General features: G+C 46.9%; 23 protein-coding genes. 15 read left to right on the forward strand and 8 right to left on the reverse strand.

The window, feature by feature from the left end; translation table 11 throughout:
• Window positions 1–2: 2 nt before the first annotated feature.
• Window positions 3–1,181, reverse strand: coding sequence for a DegT/DnrJ/EryC1/StrS aminotransferase family protein (locus tag BGX12_RS11535; protein WP_109736212.1), 1,179 nt, complete (start codon window positions 1,179–1,181; stop codon window positions 3–5).
• A gap of 69 nt (window positions 1,182–1,250) precedes the next feature.
• On the opposite strand from BGX12_RS11535, the gene BGX12_RS11540 reads away from it, so the two are divergent.
• The gene (locus BGX12_RS11540; protein WP_109736227.1) at window positions 1,251–2,234 is read left to right on the forward strand and encodes a GNAT family N-acetyltransferase; all 984 of its coding nucleotides are present in this window, start codon (window positions 1,251–1,253) and stop codon (window positions 2,232–2,234) included.
• Between the two features lie 36 nt (window positions 2,235–2,270).
• Here the strand turns inward: BGX12_RS11540 and BGX12_RS11545 are convergent, their stop codons facing one another.
• Window positions 2,271–2,675, reverse strand: coding sequence for an FdtA/QdtA family cupin domain-containing protein (locus BGX12_RS11545; protein WP_109736228.1), 405 nt, complete (start codon window positions 2,673–2,675; stop codon window positions 2,271–2,273).
• A gap of 238 nt (window positions 2,676–2,913) precedes the next feature.
• On the opposite strand from BGX12_RS11545, the gene rpsD reads away from it, so the two are divergent.
• Window positions 2,914–3,519 (forward strand): 30S ribosomal protein S4, encoded by a 606-nt coding sequence (rpsD, locus tag BGX12_RS11550; RefSeq protein WP_109736213.1) that lies wholly within the window; start codon window positions 2,914–2,916, stop codon window positions 3,517–3,519.
• A gap of 157 nt (window positions 3,520–3,676) precedes the next feature.
• Here rpsD and BGX12_RS15540 read toward each other — a convergent pair whose 3' ends face one another.
• Window positions 3,677–3,853 (reverse strand): hypothetical protein, encoded by a 177-nt coding sequence (locus BGX12_RS15540; RefSeq protein WP_158278233.1) that lies wholly within the window; start codon window positions 3,851–3,853, stop codon window positions 3,677–3,679.
• Window positions 3,854–3,870: 17 nt separating this feature from the next.
• On the reverse strand, window positions 3,871–5,511 hold the full coding sequence (locus tag BGX12_RS11555) for an acetolactate synthase large subunit (RefSeq protein ID WP_109736214.1): 1,641 nt from the start codon (window positions 5,509–5,511) through the stop codon (window positions 3,871–3,873).
• 502 nt (window positions 5,512–6,013) lie between these two features.
• On the opposite strand from BGX12_RS11555, the gene urtA reads away from it, so the two are divergent.
• The 13 genes from urtA (at window position 6,014) to BGX12_RS11620 (ending at window position 16,583) form a co-directional block, all read left to right on the forward strand.
• Complete coding sequence (gene urtA / locus BGX12_RS11560) at window positions 6,014–7,180, forward strand: urea ABC transporter substrate-binding protein (RefSeq protein WP_346348701.1); 1,167 nt, start codon at window positions 6,014–6,016, stop codon at window positions 7,178–7,180.
• Window positions 7,181–7,319: 139 nt separating this feature from the next.
• A complete protein-coding gene (urtB, locus tag BGX12_RS11565) occupies window positions 7,320–8,222 on the forward strand; it encodes an urea ABC transporter permease subunit UrtB (protein WP_109736215.1) in 903 nt (300 codons plus the stop codon).
• Window positions 8,223–8,253: 31 nt separating this feature from the next.
• Window positions 8,254–9,327, forward strand: coding sequence for an urea ABC transporter permease subunit UrtC (gene urtC / locus BGX12_RS11570; protein WP_109736216.1), 1,074 nt, complete (start codon window positions 8,254–8,256; stop codon window positions 9,325–9,327).
• Window positions 9,328–9,336: 9 nt separating this feature from the next.
• A complete protein-coding gene (urtD, locus tag BGX12_RS11575; RefSeq protein WP_109736217.1) occupies window positions 9,337–10,167 on the forward strand; it encodes an urea ABC transporter ATP-binding protein UrtD in 831 nt (276 codons plus the stop codon).
• A gap of 2 nt (window positions 10,168–10,169) precedes the next feature.
• Window positions 10,170–10,883: an urea ABC transporter ATP-binding subunit UrtE gene (urtE, locus tag BGX12_RS11580; RefSeq protein WP_073160182.1), complete on the forward strand. Its 714-nt coding sequence runs from the start codon at window positions 10,170–10,172 to the stop codon at window positions 10,881–10,883.
• Window positions 10,884–10,885: 2 nt separating this feature from the next.
• A complete protein-coding gene (gene ureA, locus BGX12_RS11585; protein ID WP_073160180.1) occupies window positions 10,886–11,566 on the forward strand; it encodes an urease subunit gamma in 681 nt (226 codons plus the stop codon).
• Window position 11,567: 1 nt separating this feature from the next.
• Window positions 11,568–13,280 (forward strand): urease subunit alpha, encoded by a 1,713-nt coding sequence (gene ureC, locus BGX12_RS11590; protein WP_109736218.1) that lies wholly within the window; start codon window positions 11,568–11,570, stop codon window positions 13,278–13,280.
• A 25-nt stretch (window positions 13,281–13,305) separates the two neighbouring features.
• A complete protein-coding gene (locus tag BGX12_RS11595) occupies window positions 13,306–13,815 on the forward strand; it encodes an urease accessory protein UreE (protein ID WP_158278234.1) in 510 nt (169 codons plus the stop codon).
• A gap of 8 nt (window positions 13,816–13,823) precedes the next feature.
• The gene (locus BGX12_RS11600; RefSeq protein ID WP_109736220.1) at window positions 13,824–14,516 is read left to right on the forward strand and encodes an urease accessory protein UreF; all 693 of its coding nucleotides are present in this window, start codon (window positions 13,824–13,826) and stop codon (window positions 14,514–14,516) included.
• Between the two features lie 10 nt (window positions 14,517–14,526).
• A complete protein-coding gene (gene ureG, locus BGX12_RS11605; RefSeq protein ID WP_109736221.1) occupies window positions 14,527–15,135 on the forward strand; it encodes an urease accessory protein UreG in 609 nt (202 codons plus the stop codon).
• Window positions 15,136–15,173: 38 nt separating this feature from the next.
• On the forward strand, window positions 15,174–15,539 hold the full coding sequence (locus BGX12_RS11610; protein WP_088665851.1) for a hypothetical protein: 366 nt from the start codon (window positions 15,174–15,176) through the stop codon (window positions 15,537–15,539).
• Between the two features lies 1 nt (window position 15,540).
• On the forward strand, window positions 15,541–15,852 hold the full coding sequence (locus BGX12_RS11615) for a hypothetical protein (protein WP_109736222.1): 312 nt from the start codon (window positions 15,541–15,543) through the stop codon (window positions 15,850–15,852).
• Between the two features lie 20 nt (window positions 15,853–15,872).
• Entirely contained in the window at window positions 15,873–16,583 is a 711-nt protein-coding gene (locus BGX12_RS11620; RefSeq protein ID WP_158278235.1) for an urease accessory protein UreD, read from the forward strand.
• Window positions 16,584–16,591: 8 nt separating this feature from the next.
• On the opposite strand, the gene BGX12_RS11625 is transcribed toward BGX12_RS11620, so the two are convergent.
• Genes BGX12_RS11625 through BGX12_RS11640 form a run of 4 tightly spaced genes read right to left on the reverse strand, consistent with a single transcriptional unit; the run spans window position 16,592 to window position 21,745 of the window.
• The gene (locus BGX12_RS11625; protein ID WP_109736229.1) at window positions 16,592–17,308 is read right to left on the reverse strand and encodes a M48 family metallopeptidase; all 717 of its coding nucleotides are present in this window, start codon (window positions 17,306–17,308) and stop codon (window positions 16,592–16,594) included.
• Window positions 17,301–20,531: a type I restriction endonuclease subunit R gene (locus BGX12_RS11630; RefSeq protein WP_199220767.1), complete on the reverse strand. Its 3,231-nt coding sequence runs from the start codon at window positions 20,529–20,531 to the stop codon at window positions 17,301–17,303. The genes BGX12_RS11625 and BGX12_RS11630 overlap by 8 nt, the downstream gene beginning before the upstream one ends.
• Before the next feature lie 59 nt (window positions 20,532–20,590).
• The gene (locus BGX12_RS11635) at window positions 20,591–21,409 is read right to left on the reverse strand and encodes a helix-turn-helix domain-containing protein (protein ID WP_109736224.1); all 819 of its coding nucleotides are present in this window, start codon (window positions 21,407–21,409) and stop codon (window positions 20,591–20,593) included.
• A 21-nt stretch (window positions 21,410–21,430) separates the two neighbouring features.
• Window positions 21,431–21,745 (reverse strand): restriction endonuclease subunit S, encoded by a 315-nt coding sequence (locus tag BGX12_RS11640; RefSeq protein WP_158278236.1) that lies wholly within the window; start codon window positions 21,743–21,745, stop codon window positions 21,431–21,433.
• Window positions 21,746–21,958: the final 213 nt, after the last annotated feature.

The following is a 21,958-nucleotide window of genomic DNA, read 5'->3' on the forward strand; positions in this document are numbered from 1 at the left end:
CATTAACAATCCACCTTAAAACTGTTGACGCCATCAATAACAGCCTGAATTTCTTCATCGCTCATAAAGGGATGAAGAGGCAAGCTCAATTCTTCACGGGCCAAACATTCTGCAACAGGATATTCCACCATTCCATAAGCGTCAGAGAAAGCCTTTTGCAGATGAGGCGGCGTAGGGTAATGGATGAGGGTTTCGACCCCCAGTTTCGCCAGATGTTCGCGAAGTTCGTCGCGGCAGCTGGAGCCATCGGGACGTTCGCAGTGTACTGCAAAAATATGCCACACACAATTGGCGTCGGCTGACGCAGGCAAGCGAATCAAGGGATTCTTAATTTCAGTCTGATACCGCTTGGCGATTTCGCCACGGCGGGTATTCTCCCCATCCAGGCTTGGAAGTTTTTCGGACAGAACTGCGGCCTGCATTTCGTCCAGGCGGGAATTTTCGCCCACATACTCGTGAACGTACTTTTTCTCGGATCCATAGTTCGCCAGCATGCGGACTACGGCAGCAAGTTTTTCATCGTTGGTCACCACGGCACCTGCATCACCAAGGGAACCCAAGTTCTTACCCGGATAAAAACTGAAGCCAGCAGCGTCGCCCAGATTTCCGGCACGGCACACCTTTTGAGATCCGTCAACGCAAGGCATATTCATGGCAGCACCATGGGCCTGGGCGGCATCTTCCAGCAAAAGCAAGTTTCGATCTTCCGCATAGGCACGGATTCGGTCCATGGGGCAAAGGCGGCCATATAGATGAACCGCAAGAATTGCCTTGACAGCAACACCGCTCAGTCTTGCATTGGTAAATGCATTTTCAACCGAAAGCAAGGACAGTACACACGTATCCTTATCCGGTTCTGCCGGGAACGGTACAAGTCCGGCTGCCTTTACAGCAAGCCAGGTTGCGATAAATGTATTGCTAGGAACAATGACTCCATCACCCGGTTCCAATCGGCCGAGTTCAATGTAGCCCTTCAAAATCAAGGAAAGAGCTTCCAGACCATTCCCTACCCCGACGCAGAATTTGGCACCGCAATATTCAGCAAAACTTGCCTCGAATTTGCGACATTCCTCGCCACGAATGAACCAGCCAGATTCCACCACACGGGAAGTTGCCTGCTGCAAGCGTCCATGATAGGAATCTACCACACGCTTTAAAGGATAATAGGGAACTTGAATCATATAGTGTAAAGTAGCAAATTCCATGAAACAGATACAATTTAAATCGCCGTGTTTTTCTACTTTAAGGACATGTACGAAATTTTGCCCTACACCAAGGAATTGGATAGTCGCCTAGACCGCTTTGTGAACCAGGATTCCGTGAACGGAACATTCCTGCAAAGCAGGCGTTTCTTGAACTATCATCCCGAGGGCCGTTTCGACGAAGCAGGTTTCGCCCTACAAAAAAGTGGGATCATCGCAGCCTATTTTCCCGGTGTAAAAATTGTTGGCAACGTAAATGAAAAGCCTGCATTCATTTCCCACGCGGGATCCACTTTTGGTGGACCCATTATGGGCAAGCCTTTTTACAATGGCGCAAAAATTCAGGAAGTCCTTTCCGAAGCCGACGCTTACTTGTCACAGAATTTTTCTGAAGTTCGTCTCAAAGTTACGCCAGCCCTTTTCTCCGAAGAAAGCCCTGACCTGCTTGAATATATTTTGGAACATCTCGGCTATCAGCGCCACACGGAACTGAGCTGCAGTACACCCATCAAGAAAGGCGAAGATCCCCTGGAACGTTGCGATGCAAAGCACCGTCATCAGTTTGCAGCCAGCGAGAATTACAAGCTCACTTACCGTGATCTGGAAAGCGAAGAAGATTTCGCCACGTTCTACAAGTTCCTTGAAATTTCCAAGGCCAAGCATCAAACCAAGCCGGTCCACTCCTTGGCAGAACTTTTGGATTTAAAGAAACGAATCAAGAAGAGCATTCGGTTCAAGAGCCTTTGGCTGGACAATCGCTACATCTGCGGCATGATGCAGTTCCTGTTCCCGAAAACAGGTGTGGTTCACGACCAGTATATTTCTGCGGACGAAAGTTTTGATTTGTTCCACCACACTACAGCAATGCATGTGTACGCCATGCGCGAAGCTGCCGAGGAAGGCTACACCAATTTTTCCTGGGGAATCTCCACCGAAGAACACGGCGACATCCTCAACGAAAACCTCTATCGATTCAAGGAAGCCTTTGGCGCAAAGCCCTGCGTCAACGTAACCTTCACCAAAAAATTCTAGTCCCACAATGAAGCAAGGGGTGGTCCCCCTTTTGCATCATTTAACTTCCTTCAAGAAGTCTTCGTATTCGTAGATGTAATCTTCGGCATCGTAATGTTCTGAAGCCAAGACCATGCACACGGCGCCGGAGGAGAAATTCTCGATTTCACGCCAGGTCATGGTGGGAATGTACAAGCCCTTGTAGGAACGGTTCAACTGGAACTTCTGACGGGTTTTGCCGTTATCCAGAACCACGTCAAAACTGCCGCTGGCAGCAAAAATCAGCTGGCGGAGTTTCCGATGGGCATGACCGCCGCGAGTGGATCCACCCGGAACGTCGTAGAGATAATAAACTCGCTTAATATCAAAGGGGACCAGCTGGCCACCCTCCACAACACTAAGGTTGCCACGTTCATCATGAACGATGGGGATGTCAATCAGTTGCGGTTCATTCCAATTCATGGTATACAATATAGTAGGAAGTAGGAAGTAGGAAGTAGGAAATGGGAAGTAGGAAGTACAGAAAAAAGCCAACAACCGTCTACTTCCTACTAAAAGGCACTCCTCGGGTGCAAGTCTTCCCTTCTCGGGTTGAAATTCCTGTCAAGATTTTCTATATATGGGTCACAACTTAGCGTATGTCGTGTTAAGCTCTACCAACATACGTGTTAACCAAAGAGCTTCCTTTAACGAGGTTAATATGTCCTCTTTCCGTGGACCTAAGGGCAAGGTTGCCCGTTCCCTGGACCTTGCTGTTTCTCAGAAGACTCAGAAGGCTCTCGACCGTCGTCATTTTGCACCTGGCCAGCATGGTCAGAACCGCAAGAAGTCCGCTTCTGTGTACAAGCAGCAGCTCGTCGAAAAGCAGCGTCTTCGCTTCACCTACAACATTTCCGAAGCTCAGCTTGCTAAGGCTTATGCCGAAGCAAACCGTCGCGCCGGTTCTGCTGGTGATAACCTGATGATCTTGCTCGAAACCCGTCTGGACGCAGCAGTGCTCCGCATGGGCTTCGCTCGCACCATCTTTGCTGCTCGTCAGTACGTTGCACACGGTCACTTCACCGTGAACGGCGTCCGCAGCTTCTCTCCGTCTCGTCAGCTCAAGGCTGGTGACGTGATTGCAGTTCGCGAACAGTCTAAGGAACACGTTCAGATCAAGGAAGCCCTGGCAGCAGGTGCAACCGTTCCTGAATATCTGACCGTTGATGCCGGCAAGATGCAGGGCTCTCTCGTGAAGCTTCCGCTCCGCGACCAGATCCCCGTTCAGCTGCAGGAACAGCTGGTTGTGGAATACTACTCTCGCTAACGCTAGAGTTGATCCAACGACAACTGGAACATTTGGAGACACCTCGCGCAAGCGGGGTGTTTCTTTTTTATTCCGCCCACCGTTCCGCCTATACAGAAAAAGCCCCCGGCATTCGCCGAGGGCCCTTTTGTTCGATTGAGGGAGTTTCTAGTAGCCACTACCACTGATTCTTGCCGTGAGATTCTTCGGTCACGGGGCGGGACTTAAGACCTGCATGGCGGTAGACTACAGCGTGACCGGTGACCACGTTGGGAGTCAAGGTGATGGAGGAGGAATCTACAGGGACCCCTGCGGATTCCGTGATTCCAGACAGAAGTTTGTGGGAGTAGTGCATTTGTTTTTCCTTTGTTGTTAAACTTTTAAATTTTTCAGTCGTTCAGACAGTTCCATGTTGGCGGAGTAATCCACCGGGCACTCGATGATGGAGGGTACATCTTGTTCGAAGGCTTCGCGTAACGTGGGAATAATGTCCTCAGTGCGTTCGATGCGGTAGCCCTTCAGGTGCATGGACTCGGCGTACTTCACGAAATCCGGGTTGGTGAAATCGATGGCGTAACTATCGCCGTAGCGTTCTTCCTGCTTCCACTTGATGAGGCCGTAGTTGCCATCAGTAAACACCAGCGTTACGAAAGGAATTTTTTCGCGGTAAGCCGTTTCCAGTTCCTGGCTGTTCATCATGAAGCCGCCATCGCCTGTAACCGCAAGCACCTTCTTTTCGGGATTCAGAAGCTTTGCCGCAATGGCCCCCGGCACCGCAATCCCCATGGTAGCGAAACCGTTGGAAATAATGCAAGTGTTGGGATGATAGCAGTGGTACTGACGAGCGATCCACATCTTGTGAGCGCCCACATCCGAAAGAAGGATGTCGTCCTCCCCCATGACGATTCGAATGTCGTGAAGAATCTTCTGGGGCTTGGGCGGGAAACTCTTATCCAAGTCATAGCGGGCGTGGTCTGCAGCCATCTTCTCACGAATGTACAAAGCCCATTCCGGATCGGAGGTCCTGCGGCACATGCAGCATAGGGACAACAGGGATGCGGAAATGTTTCCGATGACTTCTTCGATGGGCTGATAGAATTTATTGATGTGGTTAGGCGTTTCGTCAATATGGACAATGGGCTTGTCGCCGGTGGGATTCCACCTTGCGGGAGCGTACTCCACAACGTCGTAACCAATGGCGATCACCAAGTCGGACTGTTCCATGATGTAGTTCTGGTAATCCTTCTGGGGAATACCGATACACCACATGGAATAAGTGTTGTCGCAAGGAATCACGCCCTTGGCCATCATGGTGCTGACCACAGGAATCTTCGCAGTAGAGGCAAACTTGGTAAGGGCATCGGAAGCACCGTTACGAACCGCAGAATGGCCTGCAAGAATCACAGGACGCTTGGCTTCGGAAATCATGGCAGCCACCGACCTCAAAACATCATCGCTGGCATACACCATATTTTCGCGGTGATGCTTCAGAGGCGCCTGAGCCACCTCTCCCGCCACTTCCATGGCCGCAATGTTACAAGGCAAGTCAATATGACAAGCGCCCGGTTTTTCCATTTCGGCATACTTGAAAACAATACGGACAATTTCATTCACCGTGTCCGGACGGACCACCTGCTTGCTGCGCTTGGTAATCGGCGTAAACATGTTCACCAGATCCAGGTACTGATGGCTGGTCAAGTGCATGCGTTCGGTACCCACCTGGCCTGTTATGGCAATGAGGGGCGCACCGTCGGAATTGGCATCGGCCACGCCAGTCACCAAGTTTGTAGCGCCAGGACCCAGAGTAGAAAGACAAACGCCCGCCTTACCTGTCAAACGACCATAGACATCCGCCATAAAGGCCGCCCCCTGCTCATGACGGACCGTAATAAAACGGATGGAGGAATTCTTGATGGCCTCCATCAACTCCAAGGTTTCTTCGCCAGGGATTCCAAAGATATACTTGACACCTTCATTTTCAAGACAACGGATTAAAACTTCTGCGGTATTCATAGGATAGTAGTCAGTGATTAGTGGTTAGTGATTAGGAACGCGGGAGATGTACTCCTATTGCATTCCAAACCACCTCCATAGTTTTCTGTTGGGACATTCGCAAAATGCGTGCCATAGCGGATAAAAAACGTCAAATTTATTCGAATCGGCCGTCTTTTACAAGAAATGAAACAAAAATGTAAATCCTAGGACTTCTTAAACGAAGAAAACATATTTATCTAGCAACTTTTACAAACAATTTCTGTAACATATTCAAAAAATGTATCTACGAAATTGTTACACGAAAATTATCTAAAACTGCATTCTAGATTCTTTCCTTCGCAATGTTTTAAAATTCTTTAATTCACTGGGTTAGAATGGCAAACCTGTCCTGCAATTAAAACTTTGGCACGGCTTTTGCATTTGGTAGGGCGAAACCAACAAGGAGACCCCTATGAATATCGCACGCAAGTTCCTATCCACCATTGCAGCTAGCGCTGTAGTCCTGGGCGCCTTTGGCCTCATGGGTTGCAACGAAGAAAAGGCTGCAGAATCCGCAACCGTAAAGGTGGGCTTGCTTCACTCTCTGACCGGCCCTATGGCCATCAGCGAAAAGTCCGTCCGTGACGCCGAAGTTTTGGCCATCGAACAAATCAACAAGGCCGGCGGCGTTCTCGGAAAGCAGATTGTTTTTGTCGAAGAAGACGGCGCTTCCGAACCATCAACTTTTGCAACCAAGGCAGAAAAGTTGATCGACATCGAAAAGGTCGCTACCGTTTTCGGCTGCTGGACCTCTTCTTCTCGCAAGGCTGTAAAGCCCATTTTTGAAGAATACAAGTCCCTGCTTTGGTACCCGGTACAGTACGAAGGTATGGAAATGTCTCCGAATATTGTCTACACCGGTGCCGCTCCTAACCAGCAGATTGTTCCGGCTATTGAATACTTGATTTCCAAGGGATACAAGAAGTTGTTCCTGCTGGGTTCCGACTATGTGTTCCCCCGCACCGCCAACATGATCATCAACGCTCAGGCTAAGGCTGCAGGCATTTCCGTGGTCGGCGAAGAATACGCAGACATGGATCAGACCGACTTCGCAGCAATCATCGCAAAGATCGAAGCCGCAAAGCCTGATGTTATCGTGAACACCTTGAACGGTACCGGCAACGTTTCCTTCTTCAAGCAGATGTCCGAAAAGAACTACTCCAGCAAGGAATACATGACCATGTCCTTCTCCATTGCTGAAGAAGAAGTAGCAACCATCGGCCCCGCCATCTTGAAGGGTCATCTGGTTTCCTGGAACTACTACCAGACCACCTCCACTCCTGAAAACACTGCATTCGTTGCTGCTTACAAGGAAAAGTTCGGCGCAAACCGCGTAACCTCCGACCCGGCAGAAGCTGCTTATGACGCAGTTTATCTGTGGGCAGAAGCTGTGAAGGCAGCAAAGAGCTTTGAAGTGGATGCAGTTCTTGCAGCAATCAAGTCCGGTTCCATTTCTTACAAGGCTCCGGAAGGCGTTGTGGCTATCGACGGCAAGAGCCAGCACCTTGCAAAGCCTGTCCGCGTGGGTGAAGTTTCCGAAGATGGTCTCATCAAGGAAGTTTACGCCACCGCAGCTCCTGTTGCACCGGATCCTTACCTGACCACCTATGATTGGGCAGTGAAGGCAGGTCTCCAGCCGCTGAACTAAAATATACCCATCCTCATAAAGACCGCAGGCTTTTCGCTTGCATTCTATAAAGGGAAGCGGGTCTCTGGGCCCGCCACCTTTTATTTCCACACTTCATTCAACAACTTCAAAAACTAAACGCAACCGGACCGAGGACACCTTGGAACAGACCATCAACATCCTTTTTAACGGCTTGAGTCTCAGCTCCATTATTTTGCTGACTTCGCTTGGCCTAGCCATTACCTTTGGCGTCATGCGCGTAATCAATATGGCCCATGGTGAATTCGTCATGATCGGCGCTTACATGACTTTTGTGGTCCAGCAGCTTTTCGCCAAGTTCCTGCCAGAATCTATTGGCGGACTCTATTACTTCGTAGCCATCATCGCCGCATTTGGCGTCGCATTCGGGCTAGGAAGTCTTCTTGAAAAATTCGTGATTTCAAGACTGTACGGTCGTGAAATCGACAGCCTTTTAGCCACATGGGGCATCAGCTTGATTTTACAACAAGGCGCACGCTCCATTTTTGGATCCCAGGGTGTGAACGTTACGGCTCCTTCCTTTTTAAGTGGCGGCATCACTCTCGGAGAATGCACTTTCTCCTATAACAGAATTTTCATCATCTTGCTGGTAGCTCTTTGCATGGGTGCCGTTTGGCTTGTGATGTACAAGTCCAATTTTGGTCACCAGATGCGAGCCGTCATGCAAAATCGCCCCATGGCACAGTGCATGGGCATCAATTCCCGCAAGGTGGACAACTTGACTTTCGCAATGGGCTCTGGATTTGCAGGTATCGCAGGATGCTCCGTAGCACTTCTCGGCTCCATTGACTCTACTGTCGGACAAAGCTATATCGTCAACTCCTTCATGGCAGTTGTTCTCGGAGGCGTTGGAAATTTGATCGGAACAGTCATCGGCTCCGGCATCATCGGCATCAGTTCCATCTTTACCGAAAACTACACTTCCTCCACCATCGCCAAGGCCGTGGTATTGCTGATTGTGATTGTATTCCTGCAAAAGAGACCTCAGGGACTGTTCGTTATCAAGAGCAGAAATTTGGATTAAGGTTTAACGAATAAGGATTACTGGTACAAATATGAAAGCATTAAGACTTTTCGAAAGACACGGATCCAACATCACTTTTGGAATTATCGTTTTTATTCTCGCCATGATGCCCGTCCTTTTGATGATGGGCGTCGTAAGCGGCGGTTCCACCATTTTGTTCCTGGGCAAGTGCATTAGTTTCGCCATTGTGGCCATCGGTATCGACTTAATCTGGGGCTATACAGGAATCTTGAGTCTCGGACACGGATTGTATTTCGCCCTGGGTGGATATGCCATGGCCATGTACCTGAAAATGCAGGCAACTGGCGGCCATTTGACCGATTTCATGCACATCGGTGGCCTTACCGAGATGCCTCTGATTTGGGTTCCTTTTACACTTTCTCCGGGAAGCCTTTTGCTGGTGATTATTGCACCTGCCGTAGTTGCCTGGATTGTAGGGTACTTTATTTTCAAGAATCGCGTAAAGGGCGTGTACTTCTCCATTATTTCTCAGGCTCTTACTTGGGCAGCTTGCTCCCTGTTCATCGCCATGTCTCCCTATACCAACGGAAACGTAGGCATTACAGAGATCAAGTCCATCTTTGGAAGCATCAAAGGCAGCGCCAATCAGGGAAACATGTTCCTTCTATTTTATGTGTCCCTCATCGCCTTGATCGCTGTTTACGCACTTTCCAAATTCCTTGTAGAACGTAAGTTCGGTAAGGTTCTGATTGCCATTCGCGATGGCGAAAACAGGACTTACTTCTCTGGATATCCTGTAAGTCGCTACAAGACTTTCATCTACGTTCTCTCCGCTATTTTCGCAGGCATTGCAGGCGCAATCTTTGTCAACTTCAATGGATGTATCACTCCTTCCCAGATGACCATCACCTACTCCATCGGCATGGTGATCTGGGTGGCCATCGGTGGACGCGGAACCATTATCGGCGCAGTCATCGGAGCCTTCTTCATTAACATCTGCGAATACAATTTGAGTTCCGGAAGCACTGTAGAAATTTGGCAGTACATCATCGGCGTCCTTTTCTGCGTTACCATTCTGTTCTTCAAGGGCGGCATCGTAGGCTTAGTTCGCGACAAGGTTCCTTCTCTGTTCAAAAAGGTCTAAGGAGTTTTTATGCAAAACGAAATCGTATCAAAAGAAGAACTTCTTGCCAAGAACCCCGCACCTATCAAAATCGCACAGCTTTCAGAATCTGTATTGGATATCAACCATGTTTCTGTTTGCTTTGATGGGTTTTATGCTCTAACCGATGTAAACACAAAAGTCAAGAGAAATACAATTCATTTCTTCATTGGCCCCAATGGTGCAGGGAAAACAACATTACTTGACATTATCTGCGCCAAAACTAAACCCACCCAAGGCAATGTGGTTTACCATCCTATGTACAAGGAACCCGTAACCTTGACGGGAATGAAGGAATACAAGATCGTCTGGCTTGGAATCGGCAGAAAATTCCAGGTTCCCTCGGTGTTTGTAAACCTGACTGTGGAAGAAAACATGATTCTCTCCCTGAAAAAAGGCAAGAGAATTATGGACACCATTCTGCGCAAGCCCAAGAAGGAAGAGTTGGATAACATCGATGCCACTCTGCAGAAAGTGGGCCTTGCCGACAAACGTCAATGGCGCGCAGGAGCTTTGGCTCACGGCGAGAAGCAATGGCTCGAAATCGCAATGCAGCTGGTGCAAAAGCCGGAAGTCATTATGCTGGATGAACCCGCCGCCGGCATGGGCAAGCCAGAAACATTTAAAACCGGAGAAATCCTGAAGGAAATCAAGAAGGATTGTACCGTCATCGTTATTGAACACGATATGGATTTCGTGAAGCAGGTTGCCGACAAGGTGACAGTCCTTCATGAAGGAAAAATTCTGATGGAAGGCAGCGTAACGGAAGTTCTTGCCGATCCTACCGTGCAGAAAGTTTACCTGGGTCGTGGTGGAGAATAATTATGCTTTATTTGAAAAACATGGATTCCTATTATGGGGAAAGCCGAGTCATTGAAGGTTTGAGCCTGGACATCCCTAAAGGAAAAATCGTAAGCCTCATCGGTCGAAACGGCGTTGGAAAAAGCACCACACTAAAGAGCATTATGGGGCTAGTAAAGACGGGCCCCGAAACATCTCTTGTTTTTGACGGAAAGGAAATCGCAAAACTTCCCGCCTACGAACGTGTACGCTGCGGCATTGGCTACGTCCCGCAAGGTCGAGATATTTTCCCGCAGATGACTGTCCAGGAAAATCTGGAATTGGGCATACAGCCCATTCTTGGCCGTGGAGAAAAGGTGGGTAAGAACAAGATTCCCGAATATCTCTACGACCTGTTTCCTATCCTGCCCAAATTCGCCAAACGCCGCGGTGGCGACCTTTCCGGCGGTCAGCAACAGCAACTTGCCATCGCACGCGCCCTAGTGCAGGACCCAAAAATTTTGATTCTTGACGAACCTACCGAAGGTATCCAGCCATCCATCATTAACGACATTGGCCGCGCCATCCGTAAGATTAACGAATGGAAGGGCATTACCGTTTTGCTGGTGGAACAGTATCTGGATTTCGTTATGGAAAACAGCCACTACATCAACATCATGGAAAAGGGAAACATCATTTTCCACAGGGAAACATCCCTTTGTGACAAGGCTGAAGTCCAAAAATTGATGACGGATTAATTATGCATTTAACTCCTAGAGAAACCGAAAAGTTGATGCTGCACTATGCAGGCATTGTTGCAAGCGAAAGACTGCAACGCGGACTGAAACTGAATTATCCGGAAGCCATCGCCTACATTTCCAGCAAGTTATTGGAATTGGCTCGAGATGGCAAGACCGTTGCAGAATTGATGTCCGAGGGTCGAAAGATGCTGACTGCCGAACAGGTGATGGACGGCGTCGCAGAAATGATTCATGAAGTTCAGCTGGAAGCCACATTCCCTGACGGAACAAAGCTGGTTACCGTACACGATCCAATTCCTGCTACCGGGAAATTGATTCCTGGCGAAGTTCTCGTGGAGGAAGGTTTCATCGAACTGAATGCGGGCAAGAGAACACTTACTCTAGATGTTACCAATACGGCAGATCGCCCAGTTCAAGTAGGTTCCCATTTTCACTTCTTTGAAGTCAACAAAAAACTGGATTTCAATCGCATGGCAGCCTATGGCATGCGTCTTGATGTACCCGCGGGAACCGCAGTACGTTTTGAACCCGGCGAAACAAAGACCGTAAACCTGGTTGAAATCGGTGGTAGCCGCGAAGGTCATGGATTGAACGGTCTAGTAGAAGGCCCTATGGATGATGAATTCGTAAAAACGGCTGCATTTGGCAGAGCATCAACCTCTGGTTTTACGGGAGCTTAACATGTACAAGATTTCCAGAAAAGATTACGCTCAAATGTACGGTCCCACCGTAGGCGACCGCATCCGTCTTGCAGATACCTCCCTTATTGTAGAAGTAGAAAAGGATTATTGTGTTTACGGTGACGAAGCCAAATTCGGTGGCGGAAAATCATTGCGTGATGGCATGGGCCAGGCAGCGCCCTTTAAGGATGACGAATGCCTAGACACTGTCATTACAAGCGCGCTTGTCATTGACGCCACTGGAATTTTCAAGGCCGATATTGGCATTAAGGACGGAAAAATTGCTGGCATCGGAAAAGCCGGCAACCCCCACATGATGGATGGCGTTACCCCAGGCATGATCATCGGCAGTTCCACCGAAGCCATTGCTGGCGAAGGCCTGATCTTGACTGCCGGCGGTATCGACACTCACATTCACTTTATTTCTCCCACGCAAGTTCGTACAGCTCTTTATAGCGGCGTCACCACCATGATTGGTGGCGGCACAGGCCCTGCTGACGGAACCAACGCTACCACTTGTACGCCCGGCGCATTCAACATTCACAAGATGCTGGAAGCTGCAGAAGATTTGCCTGTCAACTTAGCCTTCCTCGGCAAGGGAAATGGGTCCTGTGCAGAAACCTTGAGAGAACAGGTGCGTGCAGGAGCTGCAGGCCTGAAGCTTCACGAAGACTGGGGTTCCACTCCCAAGGCTATTGACACTTGCCTAGGCGTCGCGGATGAATTCGACGTCCAGGTTTCCATCCACACGGATACATTAAACGAAGGCGGCTTCGTAGAAGATACCATCTCAGCCTTTAAGGGACGCACCATCCACACCTACCATACGGAAGGTGCTGGCGGTGGACACGCTCCCGACATCATTCGCGCAGCCGCCTTCGAAAATGTCTTGCCTTCTTCAACAAATCCGACAATGCCCTTCACCAGAAATACCATTGACGAACATTTGGACATGTTGATGGTATGCCACCATCTGGACAAGAACAATAAGGAAGACGTAGCTTTTGCCGATTCACGAATCCGTCCGGAAACCATCGCCGCCGAAGACATCCTTCACGACATGGGAATTTTCTCCATGATGAGTTCTGATTCTCAGGCCATGGGCCGCGTAGGTGAAGTGATCACCCGCACTTGGCAAACCGCAGACAAAATGAAAAAACAGCGCGGCACTCTCGAAACAGACTGCGAACGCAACGACAACAATCGCATCAAGCGTTACATTGCCAAGTATACCATCAACCCGGCCATTACCCACGGCATTTCAAAGTACGTTGGTTCCGTAGAGGTTGGCAAAATCGCAGACCTTGTCCTTTGGCGTCCCGACATGTTCGGAGCCAAGCCCGAAATGATCCTGAAAAACGGTTTTATTTGCGCATCCAAAATGGGCGATGCCAATGCCAGTATTCCCACCCCAGAGCCAGTTGTATATACCGATATGTTCGGTGCCCACGGCAAGGCTTTGGCAAAAACCTGCATCACCTTCGTTTCGGAATACGCTTTTGCAAATGGCATCAAGGAAGAACTGGGCCTCGAAAGAATGGTCCTCCCCGTAAGCAACTGTCGAAACATCAGCAAGAAGGACATGGTTCACAACGACCGCATCGCAAAGCTGGAAGTAGATCCTGAAACCTACACTGTAAAGGTGGATGGCGAAAGAATTACCTGCGAAGCCGCCACAGAACTTTCTCTTGCAAGAAGGTACTTCCTTTTCTAAAAAGCAATCTGCAAGGAGTCAAAAAATGATTGCCGATAAAATTCTCGGAAACATCCATCACGGAAACGAAGTTCCTTCCAAGACCGTGGTAGACATTCCATTCGAATGGTTTGAACTGGACAAGCATCGTATTTTTAAAGTTGCCGATGACGGAACCGAATTAGGAATTCAGATTGAGGAATCCCTTTCTGATGGCGATGTTCTCGCCGTCAGTCCCGATAAAATTTACGTTGTAAAGATCAACAAGGCAAAGCTGGTTCGCATTCCCGTCAAGACTATGGAAGATATGGGGCGCCTTGGATTTGAATTGGGTAACAGGCATCTTTCCCTGCAAATTACAGAAAAGGATGTCACCATTCCTTATGACGAGCCCACCTTCGAATACCTGGCCCGTTTGGGATTTTTCCCTCAGGTTGTAGAAGATGTTTTTTCTGACTACATCGTCTGCAAGGCACACGGCGCAAGTAACGGCCACCCCCATAGCCACGGTCATGATCATAATGAGCATGGTCATCACCACGAGCACCATCATTAGTACTAAATATGCTAGCCACTCTCCGGATGATTCAGGTTTGCGACAGCCTCTTTCCCATTGGAGCATTCACACTCTCCAATGGTCTTGAGACTTTAATTGCTAACAAGACCATCACAAACGGAGAAACCCTTCAAGAATACGTTTCTAGCTTTTTGAATGTACTTCCCTACAACGATCTAGGCGTTATGATGCTCAGTTATGATCATGCCGCCGATTTTGACTACATTCAAAATTTAGACAGTTTCTCTATGGCCTTAAAAGCACCGGAAGAAGTCCGCACAGGTTCCAAAAAACTCTGCAGCAGATTTTTAAAAATCTATGGCGAATTTGAAGGTGCAAAAAACAACTGCTTTCCATCTCTGGACTTTTATCGAGATGAAGTTTTAAAAAATGGCTCTTGCATCGGAAACCACGCCATTGCAATCGGACTCTTCGCAAACGACATCGGTTTAAACAAGGAAGAAGCCGCAAGCATTTACACCTACAGCTTGCTAAACGCCATTGTCACAAACGGCGTCAAGATGATTCCCCTAAGTCAAATGGTCGGCCAAAAGATTTTAAGCAATTCCCAAAAGAAAATCATCCAAGCCGTTCAGCGAGCCTGCACGCTGGACATGGATGACTTGGGCGTAGGCGGAACTGGCATAGATATTGCAGGAATGAAACACGAAGAACTTTATTCCCGACTTTATATGAGTTAATGAGCAAAATATGAGTTATGTAAAAATTGGCGTAGGCGGTCCCGTTGGATCTGGAAAAACCGCATTGATTGAAAGACTTACCCGCAAGATGAGTAAGGAATACAGCATCTGCGTAGTAACCAACGACATTTACACCAAGGAAGATGCCGAATTTTTAATCAAGAATTCAGCCCTGCCTCCCGAAAGAATCGTCGGTGTAGAAACTGGAGGATGCCCCCATACCGCCATTCGTGAAGACTGTTCCATGAACCTGGAAGCAGTAGACGAAATGGCCCGCAAGTTTCCAGATGTCCAGATTATTTTTATCGAAAGCGGCGGAGACAACCTGTCGGCCACCTTCAGCCCCGACCTGGCCGACGCAAGCATTTATGTTATCGACGTTGCCCAAGGCGAAAAGATTCCCCGTAAGGGTGGTCCCGGCGTTATGCGTTCCGACCTGCTAGTCATCAACAAAACGGACCTGGCTCCTCTTGTAGGCGCAAGCCTTGAGGTCATGGCCCGAGATTCCGAACGGATGCGAGAAGGCCGCAAGTACTTATTCACAAATCTCATGAGCATGGATGGTGTAGATGACGTCATCGCATGGATCAAGAAAGCTGTTCTTTTTGAAGGTATTTAGCCCGTCGAAACATTTACCATTTTTTAAAGGAGTCACTTATGGCATGTTTTGTTGTTCCTGCCGCAGAGGCGTTAATCACCACAGCCGTCACTTTGGTGGTTGAAAAAAAATTCCCCGATAAAGCCCCGTTGCAGGCTCCCCGCCGTTTATCAAAATTGCTGTGGGGCGGTTCCGCTCTGCTTGCTTTTGAGCACTTCTGGCACGGAGAAATTCAACCTTTCTACCCTTTCTTGACTGCAGCACAGGATCCCGAATCCTCGCAAGTCATGATTCATGAAATGTCCACTGTGGGCGTTGGGATGGCTTGCATGGTCACATTGGCGTGGGCGGCCTCCTTGATATTCCTAAAGGTTCGGAAACCATCAAGCAGCCACGCAACAGTCAACCATTCCAAGGGGGCTTAAAATGACTTTACTCATTACCGTTTTCGCAGCTATCATTGCAAGCCTTCTCTGGTTCAACCAGATAAAGACTCATGGCAAGGACACCATGAAGTATTCCACCCTCTGCTACATGTTCTGGGGCGCTTCCCTCATGTGGCTGGTAGACGCTATCGCTGAATACGCAGAACTTGGTGCAGAATACTTTACCCCTGCAGCAGCTGATATGCTGAACGACGCCTTCCTGGGTGTTTCTGTAGTGGCACTTGCACTCGTTATTTGGTTAGCACGTCTCCTCTGGTCCGCAAGAGACCTATGCAGAGCACACTCCGCATAAAGACTTGCCTGCGAAATGGCATGACCGAAATCGGGGACGCTTTCTACACGTCCCCTTACAAGGTTATGCACCCGTTCCACAACGGAAAACACTCAGACATTATGATGATGGCAGCCTCCGCCGGACTTCTCGGCGGAGACCATTTTTCGTTGCAGCTTGAATTCGGCGAGGGTAGCGACGCCACATTTCTTTCTCAGAGTTACGAGAAAGTTTTCAATACCGACGGAAAAATTGCCTCCAAGGATATCGTCATTAACGTCGGGGCCGACGCCCGCGTCAATTACATGCCCTATCCGGCAATCCCTTTTGCCGGCAGCAATTATCAAAGTACCGCCAGAGTCCAGATTCATCCTTCCGCAACATTTTATTACACCGACATTTTCACTTGTGGCCGTACAGGCATGGGCGAATTTTTCGCCATGGAAAAATTCCAAAGCAAGAGTCGCTTTTATGTAGGCGAACATTTAGCCTTTGCCGACCACACCCTGATTGACCCTAAAAAATTCGATTACACGAAAATCGGCTTTTGGGGCAATTACACCCATAACGGAATGTTTTTTGCGTACAGTCCCGAAAAAGAAATGCTTATCCAACTCAAAGAAAAAGTTCGAGATATGGGCAAAAGCTTTGACGGCGTCATTGGAACATCTTTTGCGGAAAAAGGTATAATCATCCGCGCGTTAGCCATGCGTGGCGAAACTATTTGGGAACTATTCAAAAATTTCAACTAGAGAGGGCCCTAACATTTCACTCCTTCCAACTTCATCTTTCGCATTTCCCAATCAGGCATTCTGCGTTCCAGAAGCCTGTAAAAAGCCTTGCCGTGATCATTGTGAACCAAATGACATAACTCATGAACGATCACATATTCAATGCATTCCTTCGGTGCTGCGATGAGTTTTGAATTGAGTGTTAGAATTCCCCCTTTGGAAAGCGAACCCCACCTAGTTTTCATAAAGCGCACTTGCATTTGCAGGGGCGTTTTTACTGCATATTTTACCTTGTAAAAATCAAGAATTTTTCCGAAGTTGAGTACAGCTTTTTCGCGCAACCACTCGTCTAGTAATTTTTTTACAGTATGCGGATTGTCCTGCCTTGCAGAAACAACGACGAATCCACCTGAGATTTTTACAGGTTTATTGCATTGCTCACACGCATCCAAAATTTCAATTTTCAAACGATATCGTCGGCCCAAATATAGATGGGTTTCGCCACTCAAATACTGCCGCGGAGAACTTTTTTGCGGAAACTTCGCAAACCAATCCTGTTTTTCAACGATCCATGCCGCTCGCTTTTTCACCTTAGCGGCAACAAGATCTTGTGACGAACCAACTGGAGCCTTCACCTCAACGGATTGATCAGGCAAGACAGAAATTTCCATGGTCTTTCGTTCACAAAACGCAATTCGATAGGAAATTTGTCGATCACCATAGGCTATGCGATATTCATTATTCATGAGAGCGTCGCCTTGCCACATTCATAATCCTGTCTTCAAACTCATCAATATTTTCACTAGACCAACCTAGATTTTCACGAACTCCAATTTCATCGTACAACAGGTTGTCAAGTTCGTCTCGAACGCGATTTTGGGCGTCCGTATCTTCCCAGAACTGAACCTTGTTATGGTCAATAAAAGCTTGGTCAATAAACAGGGCGGCTTTTACTGCGAAACTTTTGGCTTCGTCTATTGAACATTTATCTTTTTCTTTAAAGGCTGCCAGAGCTACGCCGTAATACGCCGCAGCATCATCGTTCCCTATCAATTCTTCGGGAAGATCATCGCGTTTTTTATTCCGTTCCTGTTCCTGCAATTCCGTTACAGACTTCAAATAAGCGTCATCGGAAATTTTATGTGCCAAGAACTGATCAATAACATCCTGAATCATCTTGGAGAATTTTTCGTAGAATGCAGGATCCTCTTCCATCTTTTCTGAAATGGACTTTTTTAAGGCGTGTGCAATTGCATCGGCGCGGGCAGCCGGAGTTCTGGCGTCGTAACCAGCCTCGCCGTCATGAAAACCTTGGCGGAAAGATTTGTCAAGAATGTTTGTGGGAGCTTGCGTTTGCGTTACGGAATTGGATTTAATATGAGTGTCCAGCAGTTTCTTGATTTTCGGTTCATATTCGCTATAGTCAACATCGTCGGCATAACGATGCTTCACAGACACTCGCAGGTTTGTAAACGCTCTGAATTCCTGACGGTAACGATCGACATCTTTTTTCGGAGTCTTTTCAAGGAATTTTTGAGAGGATATTGCGATGCTCAAGCACTTTCCAAAATCACGCAAGGCCTTGTAGAAATCATTGCGACGTTTTTCATCTGCCAAATGGCGTTCCATCTGTTCTGGGTCTTGCTTGTTCTTTACACCCTTGAAAATATCCCAAACAGCAGAATGCAACTGGGGCAATCTGTCTATTTGTGAGGAAATGTCGGTAAAAGCCCCTTCAAGATCTGCTGGGTCAAATCCTTCCAGGGAATCATACAAGGCTAGAGCAGAATCCAAGTCGTCTCGAACATTGGCGTAATCAACGATGTAACCGAATTCTTTTTCTTTGCCGTCTTCTTCAAAAAGGCGGTTTACACGAGCGATAGCCTGCAAAAGCGTGTGTTCTTTCAATGTTCTGCATAAATACAAAACAGTATTTCGTTCCACATCAAAGCCAGTCAGAAGCTTGTCGCATACAATTAAAATTTCAGGACCACTACCGGAATCAAAACGATCAATAATGGAATTGTTATAGTTCTCTTCGGACCCGTATCTTTCCATCATTTTTTTCCAGAACTTGGCCACACGATCGGTAGGTTCTTCATCAACCTCGCTGTAGCCTTCGCGTTCATCTGGACCCGAAATAATGACTTCCGACGATACAAGGCCTATTTCTTTAAGAAATTCATGATAAAGGACAGCAGTATCTTTACTCGGGGCTACCAACTGTGCTTTAAACGGAGTTTCCTGCCAGTTTGCTCGGAAATGCTCACTGATATCAAAGGCCCGCATATAAATGACTTGTTCGGCCTTGTTGAGCATATCTGCGCGGGCGTACTTTTTCTTAAGATCGGCCTTCTGCTTATCCGTCAAGCCGGCAGTATATCTTTCGAACCACAGGTCAATCGCTTCCTTGTCCTGCTTTAGTTCTGCATGGCGACCCTCATAAAGCAGCGGCACCACGGCACCATCTTCGTTTGCCTGGCGAATAGTGTACGATGGCCCAATAAGGCCGCCAAACTTTTTAAAGTTATTCTTCTCCTTTTTCATCAGCGGGGTTCCCGTAAAGCCGATGTAACTGGCGTTAGGGAGCATCTGCCTCATGCGAGCATTAAGGTTCTTGAATTGAGTGCGGTGAGCCTCGTCCACCAAAAGGAAAATGTTGTCAGAAGGCTCCGTATAATTGCGAACGTTTAGAGCCTTGTCAAACTTGTTGATGATGGTTGTGACGACAGCGGAGTGATCAGGGCCCAGCAAGTCTAAAAGATTCCTGCCAGAGGTTGCCTTTTCTACATCGAGCCCGCAATGTTTGAAGGTGTCACAAATCTGTTTGTCCAGATTGGTTCTGTCGGTTACAAGTATTATGCGAGGATTCTTGATATTTGTATTCGGATCGTATGTCGCTGTAAGTGCAATGCCCTTGGCAAGCATTACCATGGAAAGAGACTTGCCCGAACCTTGCGTATGCCAAACAAGGCCGCCCTTGCGTTTACCTTCTTTATCAAAATTTTGAATGCGTTCAAGTGCGGAACGGACTACAAAGAATTGCTGATAACGGGCAATCTTCTTTTTGCCTTCATCAAACAATGTGTAGCGATAGGCGATTTCCAACAGGCGGGATGGCTTGCAAAGACTGTAAATCAATTTATCCTGTTCGGTGACCTTGCGTTTTGTCTGCTTACAGGTTTTGCGGAATGGTTTAAATTTTGGCTCAGAAAAAAGTCTATCTTCATCCTCTTCCGAAAGGAACTTGTTTACCGTTCTTTCTATTTCGGAGTCCTTAATTTCCAGTTCGTGCCAATAACTCCAGAATTTTTCAGGAGTTCCCACTGTTGCGTATTTTGCATCATTCATGCTAACGGAAAGCAAAGCCTGGCAATATATAAACAGCCCTGGAATAAACTCCTTGCTTTGATTCCGTAGCATTTGTGAAATTCCCTGTCCAATACCTTCTTCGGGGGACTTATTTTCTATGACAGCAAAGGGAATTCCGTTTACAAAGAGAACGATATCTGGGGTTGCACATTTCGTTGACTTGGAACGCTCTACGGAATATTCCGCAACGGCATGGAAAACATTGTTTTCGGGTTCCTGCCAGTCAACATAGCGAATATTGTAACTACGCTTATCGCCTTCCACCGATTCTTCTTCGGACTGGGGTAGAGTCAGCATGTCGTAAACTTTCAGGTTCGTACGAACAAGACCGTCGAACTGCTGGTTCTTTAACTTGAGCATCGCGTTGCGCAGGTTCTCTTCGCTAAAGTCATGCTTGACTCCCTTATGGGTAAAGGAATTCAGCTTGCGCAGTTGGGACATTAGAATATCTTCAAGAAGAACATTCGTCAGCTTTCCCTTGCGTTGCAAATTGACTTCTGCAGGAGTCAAAATCTTATAGCCCAAATTCGCAAGCAAACGCATCGCAGGAATTTGCGATGTAGGAATCTCTTTGTAATCAAGTTCTGGAGTGTTCATAAAATCAATTCTGATTGAATTATTCAAAATCTATTAGATAACTTGAATTTCATAAGTGTCTATTTTCGATTTGATCGATTTAGAATGGATTGCATTAGTTTCATAGATTGAACTCGTTCCGAATCTTCAAAATCAATATAATCCTGTCCACAATACAGTTGATGATTCAATCTTAAACAGGTGTGATTGTCTCCTGGCCAAACTTCATGTACTGAAGAAAACGGAAGGTTAACAGAATATTTATTATCATACACTAATTTGAAAACATCATCTGAGTTTTCAATCCATTCGAAGAACCACTTTGAAGGACGTCCTCCCCTGGGATTTGGGTATATAACAACACTATTGTTGCCTACAATATGTTTTTTCAATTTGAGAAACATTGATCGACTTCTATTGTCTATCATTCTTTTTTCCACATCCTCGTATGTCATAAATCGATTACCAAATTCAGTACGATAAGGAAAGCAATATTGCAAACGATCTCTATTAAGACATACGCCCACTAAATTTACAGAAGGCTCTACATTAACAGCCGCAATAAGATTACTATTCACAACAATCGGAACAACTTGAACTTCGATATTCGGAGAAATCAAATCACGAACTTGTGTATGAATTTTTTTCCTTATAAATTCAATATCAATATTTGGAATAAATCCCGATGCCACTTTGCGACCATCTTTCGATGTTTCAGCTACACCAATTAATAGAATTCCTCCGAAAGTATTGGCAAACGCTGCCAAGTCAATGGCTATATCTTCCAAATTATTTGAATTGAAAGATTGTTTATAATCCCAATGAATGCTTTCCGATGTTTCATCAAAATGGATGAAACTAAGAAAATCTACTTCATTTTTAAACGGTTTGTAAAGCATATTTAATCTTATCCATACAACCTATTTTACTCGCCATTCGCCGGTGAGAAGTTTTTGCATTAAGCCTTGCTTTTGTTTTTTGTATAAGGCAAGTTGCTGTTTGAGGAGAGATAGTTCTTTTTCATTTGCAAGCAAAAACTCTGCAATTCTTTTTTGTTCATTCAAGGAAGGAACGGGGACTGACATATTAAAGAAATCTTCTTTGGAAACATTCAAAAGACCATGATTTCTAGCGCCCTCTCGACAAATCAAAGACAGCTGTTTTTCCAGACAACCGGATTCGAATAGGTAGACAAAAAAATCTGAGTAGCATTTTTTTTCGTTTTTTATACCCATACATAGGTATAATGTGGATAACACTCCGGTTTCATACCTATCCAAGCGTTTTACAACACCAAATGGATAACCTGTGGAAGAACTTCTATTATACGCAAATTCGCCTTTCTTTAACAAAGGCGAATTTAAGTCGCCAAGTAAATTTGTTTAACTTGCCTAGAAATATACTCTAATGGGGTGAGAAATCCAAGTCGTTTTCTCGGCCGATTGTTC

The organism is Fibrobacter sp. UWR4 (assembly GCF_003149045.1).
Taxonomy (GTDB): Bacteria; Fibrobacterota; Fibrobacteria; order Fibrobacterales; family Fibrobacteraceae; genus Fibrobacter.

Excerpts from the sequence above, each read along its gene's own strand:
- urtA (WP_346348701.1), top strand. The coding sequence starts at position 6,014 with ATGGGTTGCAACGAAGAAAAGGCTGCAGAATCCGCAACCGTAAAGGTG.
- BGX12_RS15540 (WP_158278233.1), bottom strand. The coding sequence starts at position 3,853 with ATGCACTACTCCCACAAACTTCTGTCTGGAATCACGGAATCCGCAGGG.
- BGX12_RS11555 (WP_109736214.1), bottom strand. The coding sequence starts at position 5,511 with ATGAATACCGCAGAAGTTTTAATCCGTTGTCTTGAAAATGAAGGTGTC.
- urtE (WP_073160182.1), top strand. The coding sequence starts at position 10,170 with ATGCTTTATTTGAAAAACATGGATTCCTATTATGGGGAAAGCCGAGTC.
- BGX12_RS11540 (WP_109736227.1), top strand. The coding sequence starts at position 1,251 with ATGTACGAAATTTTGCCCTACACCAAGGAATTGGATAGTCGCCTAGAC.
- rpsD (WP_109736213.1), top strand. The coding sequence starts at position 2,914 with ATGTCCTCTTTCCGTGGACCTAAGGGCAAGGTTGCCCGTTCCCTGGAC.
- BGX12_RS11610 (WP_088665851.1), top strand. The coding sequence starts at position 15,174 with ATGGCATGTTTTGTTGTTCCTGCCGCAGAGGCGTTAATCACCACAGCC.
- BGX12_RS11635 (WP_109736224.1), bottom strand. The coding sequence starts at position 21,409 with ATGCTTTACAAACCGTTTAAAAATGAAGTAGATTTTCTTAGTTTCATC.
- BGX12_RS11640 (WP_158278236.1), bottom strand. The coding sequence starts at position 21,745 with ATGGGTATAAAAAACGAAAAAAAATGCTACTCAGATTTTTTTGTCTAC.
- BGX12_RS11600 (WP_109736220.1), top strand. The coding sequence starts at position 13,824 with ATGCTAGCCACTCTCCGGATGATTCAGGTTTGCGACAGCCTCTTTCCC.
- urtD (WP_109736217.1), top strand. The coding sequence starts at position 9,337 with ATGCAAAACGAAATCGTATCAAAAGAAGAACTTCTTGCCAAGAACCCC.
- BGX12_RS11595 (WP_158278234.1), top strand. The coding sequence starts at position 13,306 with ATGATTGCCGATAAAATTCTCGGAAACATCCATCACGGAAACGAAGTT.
- BGX12_RS11545 (WP_109736228.1), bottom strand. The coding sequence starts at position 2,675 with ATGAATTGGAATGAACCGCAACTGATTGACATCCCCATCGTTCATGAT.
- BGX12_RS11625 (WP_109736229.1), bottom strand. The coding sequence starts at position 17,308 with ATGAATAATGAATATCGCATAGCCTATGGTGATCGACAAATTTCCTAT.
- ureG (WP_109736221.1), top strand. The coding sequence starts at position 14,527 with ATGAGTTATGTAAAAATTGGCGTAGGCGGTCCCGTTGGATCTGGAAAA.
- ureC (WP_109736218.1), top strand. The coding sequence starts at position 11,568 with ATGTACAAGATTTCCAGAAAAGATTACGCTCAAATGTACGGTCCCACC.
- BGX12_RS11615 (WP_109736222.1), top strand. The coding sequence starts at position 15,541 with ATGACTTTACTCATTACCGTTTTCGCAGCTATCATTGCAAGCCTTCTC.
- ureA (WP_073160180.1), top strand. The coding sequence starts at position 10,886 with ATGCATTTAACTCCTAGAGAAACCGAAAAGTTGATGCTGCACTATGCA.
- BGX12_RS11620 (WP_158278235.1), top strand. The coding sequence starts at position 15,873 with ATGACCGAAATCGGGGACGCTTTCTACACGTCCCCTTACAAGGTTATG.
- BGX12_RS11535 (WP_109736212.1), bottom strand. The coding sequence starts at position 1,181 with ATGATTCAAGTTCCCTATTATCCTTTAAAGCGTGTGGTAGATTCCTAT.
- BGX12_RS11630 (WP_199220767.1), bottom strand. The coding sequence starts at position 20,531 with ATGAACACTCCAGAACTTGATTACAAAGAGATTCCTACATCGCAAATT.
- urtC (WP_109736216.1), top strand. The coding sequence starts at position 8,254 with ATGAAAGCATTAAGACTTTTCGAAAGACACGGATCCAACATCACTTTT.